Raw genomic sequence first — 6,902 nt, 5'->3', positions numbered from 1 at the left:
TGCTTCGGGTCCTCACCCGGTACCGCCCTGCTGTAACCTGTGCTGACCGGATCTATGAACACCAAATCAGTGTGATCAAGCAGGGAGTAATCGTTGTTGACTAATTCATATGGAGGTGGAAAAGCGTGACCGTCCGCCTGCATCAACACCCGCCTGGGTCCCAGGACCCCCAGGTGCAGCCATACCGAGGACGACCCCGGACCGCCATTAAATGAAAACGTAATCGGCCTCTCGGAAGCATCACGGGTATCGGCTCGCAGATAAGCGATGAAGAAGACAGCCGCAACCGGCTTATCGATCTCTTTTTTCAGATGCAGGATTCCGGCAATCGCCTTGTATTCAATTGTTTCTCCGGCGATTGTCACCCGGTGTACACTTTCGCGGATAGTTTCGCTGATCGGTTCAGGGACCGGTTTATCCGGTTTACCCTTCATCTCAGCCTGCTGAGCAAAAACCGGGCAATACATTACCGACAGTAAAATTGCAATAGTAAATAACTTTCTCATTCATGCTCCTTTGTTTGCGAATCAATATACAAATCTAAGCGTGTACATCAACTTTTATACTTTTACTTACTGGTGTGAAATCAAAATGTTTGCAATAAATCAAATCCGCCTGTGTCCAAACTGAGAAAGTGAATAGGATCGTAATAATCCGGAGGCGGTTATGAAGCTATTTCAATTAATTGGACTGACCCTGATAATTTCAGCTACGACGGTCTCAGCCATAGGCACAGATCAGCTGGTAAAAGAAAGATCCGATCGGTTGGCCGATAATCTCAATCTCGATTCGAACCAGACACAGGCGGTCATTTCGGTTTTGAGCAATTACGCTCAAAAGATTCTTGCGAAAACCGATCAGAAGCCGGATCCGGGTTCCGCGCCCGGGAGACAACAGCACCTGGATGCTGAGAATGATATAATTGAACTTCTCAATTCCGCTCAAAAAGAGAAGCTGGCCCTCCTGGATTATCCGCTTGTTTACAATCCGCAGTTAATAAAATTGAATCACCTGCTCGACCTGCACAAAGATCAAGTCAGACCGATTGAATCGATTCTCGAGTATTACCAATCTCAGTTCCAGCAATTGCTCGAGGACGATTCCGGTTCAAGGCAAAGCAGATTCCGTAAATTACATGACCTGATGGAATCTCAAAATGATAAGATCGAGGCTGAATTGACTGATTCACAGCAGAAAATTTATAATGATTACATAGATGAGCTTAAAGAAGAGATGAAAAATCGTCGGCGTGGCCGAAGGTTTTGATCCGGGGTTATTCCACTCATGGAACTATCGATCCCGAATTTCTTACATATACCTTGGCGCGCTAACTTCCTGTGGATAGATGATCCCCTCGCCATTAAGGGGATCATCTTTTACAGCAGACCGACTAAAATCAATTCTTGAGTTTGTATTTTTCAGGGACTGCAAATGATTTAGAGTCGATAGCAGAAGTGGAATGCTCGAGAATATCCGATTTGAGTTCAAGCACTTTACCGGAATCCTCACCACCGCCACCGAGCACTTTTTTTGTCGCCTTTTTCTTGAGACCGCCAAACAGTCCACCGCCCCCTGATTCTTCTTCGGGCTCTTCATCACTTTCCGGCTTATAAGCTTCGAAAACCATCACTGTCTTGATCGGCACTCCGTCGAGCTTGGTTTCCTCATCCTCCATTCTTTTCATAGCCTCGGCCAATTGTGGGTTGGTCTGCGAAAGCTGTTCGAACATCGATGCCATCTCGGCCTCTTCCGGGTCCATAGCCAGTTTCTTCATCAGCTTCATATTGAAGGCCTGGATTTCATCGTTGTCATCGAGCTCAGGGCTGAGCCAGTGCTCTGAAATGATCGTCATCTCTTTGACAGAATCTTCATCCGAACCTCTTTCACGCGAGTAAACATCAACCGTCATGGTCATCTTGTTAGCCTGGAAACCGTGGACTTCTTCGGGCTCATCGGCAACCTGGATATCGAAATCATAGGAGTACTCACGTTCATATTCGTTCTGATCTTCCTCTTGCTCAGGCTCCATCTCCTCGATTTTTTGCATCGTCTCCCGCATGTTCCGGCGCCACTCGTCGAAACTCATCTGCGTATAACGTTTCTTCTTGTGATCAACGCTGATGAACAGTTCGTTTTCGAGGTCAATAATTTCTGAAGTTCGTACCCTGCCCTTTTTGTCGAGTACGTCTGAACGCTTGATATCGCCTTTGTAATAATCCACAGTATGGATCGGCTTGCCCAGGCCGAAGACTTTCATAACAGTTCCCAGTGTGCCGGAAAACTTGTATTCAACCACGCTTTCATGGCGAACATCAGCCTGCGCGCACAAACTCAAAGCTAACAGCATTACAACTGCAAGCAGAAGATTTCTTTTCATGCTCTCCTCCGTAAGTAAATTTGCATATCATCTCAAGCTACTGGAATTATATATTTCGATTGAATTGGCGCAACATTTATTAAGCAAATCAGCCCGCTGTTTTCCGAATTCTTGACAGGGAATTATGTTAACGCATCATGTTGATCCCGCCCAGGGCCTTCTAATCACTACTTTGTCACAATTTTCTTTTAAGCAGTTGCGCGTTGATCGCGACTATCACGGTACTCAGGCTCATCAAAATCGCGCCCATGGCGGGGTTGATGAGAATACCTGCTTTGTATAAAACTCCGGCCGCGAGCGGTATCGCCACGACGTTGTAACCGGTGGCCCAGATGAAATTCTGGATCATTTTTGAATGTGTATTCTTACCAAACGCGATAAGCGAAACTATATCCCGTGGATTGCTGTAGACCAGTATTATATCCGCGGTTTCAGCGGCAATATCAGTACCGGAACCGACTGCAATACCGACATCGGCGGCTGCCAGAGCAGGCGCGTCGTTAACTCCATCGCCTGTCATGGCGACATACTCACCATCTTTCTGGTATTGCTCGATCTTTTCGAGTTTCTGGTCAGGCAGAACTTCAGCGTGATATTCATCCAAACCGAGCTCATCAGCAACGCTTTTTGCGACCTTTTCATTATCGCCGGTCATCATGACAAGTTTAAGACCGCTTTCTTTTAGCTCTTTGACAGCATCGTACGACTCTTCCCTGATCCTGTCTGCCATAGCGATATAGCCGGCCAGACTGCCATCAACGAGCACAAAAACCACAGTTTCCTGATCGTTTTTTATCGCCTCATCGGGGATCTGTATATGCTCCTTCTCGAGAAAACCGGGACCCACAACTTTGACCTGTTTTTCATCGACTACTGCCTCGACGCCCTCACCTGAAATCTTGTTAAATTCTTTAGCCTCGGGATAATCGATTTCTTTTTCCTTAACTTCTTTCATAATCCCAACACCCAGGGGATGCTCCGACTTTGCTTCAAGGGCCGCCGCCAGCCTGAGAATATCTTCGTCATCCGAATCTTCTCTTACGGAACTGTATCTGGTTACGCCAAAGTCGCCCTCAGTAAGAGTTCCGGTCTTATCAAATGCCAGAAGCGAAATTTTCCGGGAGCTCTCAAAAGCTGTACGATTCCTGATCAACAGCCCTTTCCTTGCAGATATTGATGTTGATATGGCTACTACCAGTGGCACCGCCAGACCTAAAGCATGGGGACAGGTGATGACCATCACGCTCGCCATCCGTTCCAATGCAAAAACCAGTGTCTGTCCAGCCACAAGCCAGACTGCCAGGGTACCAAATCCAACCGTTAAAGCGACCACCGTCAACCACATTGCGATCTTATCAGCTAAATGCTGAGCACGAGACTTCTTGTCCTGGGCTTCACGCACCATATCAATTACTTTGTTGAGGTAGGCATTGTCACCCGCCTGTTGAACTTTAACACGCAACGACCCATTGCCATTTAAAGTACCACCGACAACCTCGTCATCGGCCGATTTTCGTACCGGTTTGGATTCACCGGTAACCATCGACTCATTGACATCCGATTCACCTTCTGAAATCACACCATCGACAGGAATTTTTTCTCCCGGACGCACCTCGACCACATCATCTTCTTTAAGCTGGTCAATTTTCACATCCTCGGTGGAACCATTCTTCACTCGATGAGCTTCCGAGGGCATAAGCTCGATAAGTTCATGAAGCGAGCGTGAGGCACCCATAACGGATTTCATCTCGATCCAGTGCCCCAAAAGCATGACATCGATTAAAGTCGATAATTCCCAGAAGAAAGTTTTGCCTTCGAGCCCGAAAGTGGTGGCAGTACTATAAGTAAATGCCACAGTAATCGCCACCCCGATCAGTGTCATCATTCCGGGATTCTTACCGGCCAGTTCATTCTTGAGACCGCTCAAAAACGGCCATCCGCCATAAAAGTAAATGAACGTGGAAAGAATGAACTGCACATATCCGGCGTACCTGAATGAGAACTCAAATCCCAGAATTCCCTGAATTGTGGAAGACAGCACCAATATCGGTACTGTGACAATCAATGATATCCAGAAACGTCTTCTGAAATCTTTGATCATCATGGCATGATGTTCGGTATGGTCACCGCCATCATGTTCATGATTGTGGTCATGGTCGTTATGCCGACCGTGTTCCTCGTGTTTATGCTCTCGCTTGCTCGATTCATCCGAGTTTTTATGATGATTTCTGTGGTTTTCATTTTTTGAATTACTCATACTGGATCCTCCCCGATTTTTGCGGGCGAAATATAGCGATTCGGTGGCACCTGATGACGATAAAAACACTAAGTGCATGTATTGCAATGTTTAAAACAATTAAATAGCTGAGTCGTTCCATATTCCTGAGACAGTATAAGTGGGGTCATAAGTAGTAATTGCAATAAATGCTAATAATAATATCACTAATTTCTAACATAATGCTAATATTTATATTGCGCCCATAGAGATATTGATTATTTTGGATTCAGCTAAACTAATACTGTCCCGATCGGTTACTGATATTACCTGTCTGTCTTACTGAGCCGAATCTGACTTCAGGTCTAATCATAATTCTCATGGAGGGCATGTACAAAACGGCCGATCAATATAGTATAAGTGCATCAAAAACATAAACTTGTGTTTGGAGATCAGTGTTTATGACAGTTCGTCTGCACCGGGAAGTCAATCAGGTTAAGGCCGATCTGATGAAACTATGTGGCAATGTCGAAAAGCAGGTGGAACAGGCTGTTCTGGCGGTCGAGAACCGCGATCCCGAACTTGCCCGCAGGGTGATTGAAACTGACGATCAGATCGATATCGACGAGGTCAGGATGGAGGAGCGCCTTCTGGTCCTCCTGACACTCTATCAACCTGTTGCTATCGACCTGCGCTACCTGGTTGCGATTCTGAAGATCAACAACGACCTGGAGAGAATCGGTGATTTAGCTGTTAATATCGCCAAACGCGTGAAATTTCTATGTCGTAACCGCTTCAGTATCGATTTCAAAAGTTTCGATGATATGACGGAAAAGTCAGTTTCAATGCTGGATAAGAGTCTCCAGGCGCTGGTAAATATGAATCCGGACACCGCGTATAGCGTCTGCAAGGCTGACGATGAGGTCGATGACCTCAACCGCAGTATGTATGATATCCTGAAAGATAAAATCCGCGAGAATCCCGACCAGATGAATGCCTATATTGATATAATGCACGTCAGCCGGTGCCTGGAACGGATTGCCGACCTGGCCACCAACATCGCCGAAGACGTGATCTATATCTGCAACGGTACGATCGTACGCCACCGCCTCGGCGACTGATATCTTGTTTCACAAATAAACAACCAATACGCTTTTAAGCAAGTGTCTGAATCAGTATACCTGGCACAGATATCAGTCATGTAGAAATCTCAACTTTTTCTCGCGTAGATTCAGGCTCTATCTGAACATCAACACCTCGGCCGGATTCTCACATTTTCCAGAAGTAATACTATTCAATACTAATCAACAATCCGGATTGCCATCACCGTCAGTATCGCAGGGCGGATTCCCGCCGGCGAAGGCATAGTTGATGATATATACGGCATCTGAAACATCCACACTGCCGTCGCAGTTAGCGTCACCGGATTCCTCGGGATCAGGAGCCGGACCTCCCGCGAAAGCGTAGTTGATGACATACACAGCATCGGAGACATCCACTATACCATCATGATTGGCATCACCACATACAAATGTAGAAACATCGAATGACAATGTATCAGCCTGGCAATAGTCTGCAACAATAACTAATAGCTCCTGAGTAGTTAATGAGTCCGGAGCGGTGCCAACTATTGTATCATTCTGGATTGTACACCAAGCTGGATAGGAAGGATAGCTGATTACATGGACAGCATCATCTGGATCTGAGAAGGCGGGATAGTAAGTATATTCTGTCTTGTTCTTGACTTCCACATAGCTGGTAGTATCAGTGATCTCTGGAGCCTGGTTGGAATTATCGATTATCAGGGAAACCACAAGAGTATCTGCTATATCACCATCTGAAGCTATCACACTGAAAGAGGTATCAGCGTAATCACAGGCAACATAGCCCCGCAAAGTATCGGCATTGACTGTGCACCATGAGGGGAGGTTCTCAAATGCCAGTGTTAATTCAGTGCCATCGCAGTCGGGATCAGTCATATCAGCGACATAGATATATTCATCGGGTGAGGGCTGAACTGTATCTGCAGAAGCAGAGATGACTTCCGGTGGATTATTGATACCGACTGGATCACAGCAGTCATCGAGCTCATGATTAGGGCAGATATCGCAGGCATCACCGGCGCCATCGGAGTCAGCATCAGCCTGATCTTCATTGTCGATGGTAGGGCAGTTGTCACATAGATCGCCAAAACTGTCAGTATCTGAATTTAATTGATCATTATTGTCGACCAGAATACAGTTATCACAGGCATCACCATTACCATCTCCATCAGAATCAAGTTGATCAGGATTGAAAATGGTTTGACAG

The 6,902-nt window shown here is 46.1% G+C and carries 5 protein-coding genes; 2 read left to right on the top strand and 3 right to left on the bottom strand.

Translation table 11 applies throughout. From position 1 onward, the window contains the following. On the bottom strand, positions 1-434 hold a 434-nt coding region (locus tag GF404_13970), incomplete at its 3' end, for a peptidase S10 (GenBank protein ID MBD3383282.1). Between the two features lie 232 nt (positions 435-666). Between GF404_13970 and GF404_13965 the strand changes: the two genes are divergently transcribed. After that, positions 667-1,266, top strand: coding sequence for a hypothetical protein (locus GF404_13965; protein ID MBD3383281.1), 600 nt, complete (start codon positions 667-669; stop codon positions 1,264-1,266). Positions 1,267-1,396: 130 nt separating this feature from the next. Here the strand turns inward: GF404_13965 and GF404_13960 are convergent, their stop codons facing one another. Together GF404_13960 and cadA are read right to left on the bottom strand one after the other, a co-directional pair. After that, a complete protein-coding gene (locus GF404_13960) occupies positions 1,397-2,377 on the bottom strand; it encodes a hypothetical protein (protein MBD3383280.1) in 981 nt (326 codons plus the stop codon). A gap of 175 nt (positions 2,378-2,552) precedes the next feature. Further along, entirely contained in the window at positions 2,553-4,634 is a 2,082-nt protein-coding gene (gene cadA, locus GF404_13955) for a cadmium-translocating P-type ATPase (protein ID MBD3383279.1), read from the bottom strand. 419 nt (positions 4,635-5,053) lie between these two features. Between cadA and phoU the strand changes: the two genes are divergently transcribed. Beyond that, complete coding sequence (gene phoU, locus GF404_13950) at positions 5,054-5,713, top strand: phosphate signaling complex protein PhoU (protein MBD3383278.1); 660 nt, start codon at positions 5,054-5,056, stop codon at positions 5,711-5,713. Positions 5,714-6,902: the final 1,189 nt, after the last annotated feature.

It is taken from the genome of Candidatus Zixiibacteriota bacterium (genome assembly GCA_014728145.1).
Taxonomy (GTDB): domain Bacteria; phylum Zixibacteria; class MSB-5A5; order JAABVY01; family JAABVY01; genus WJMC01.
This window is presented reverse-complemented; position numbering and strand designations above follow the sequence as displayed.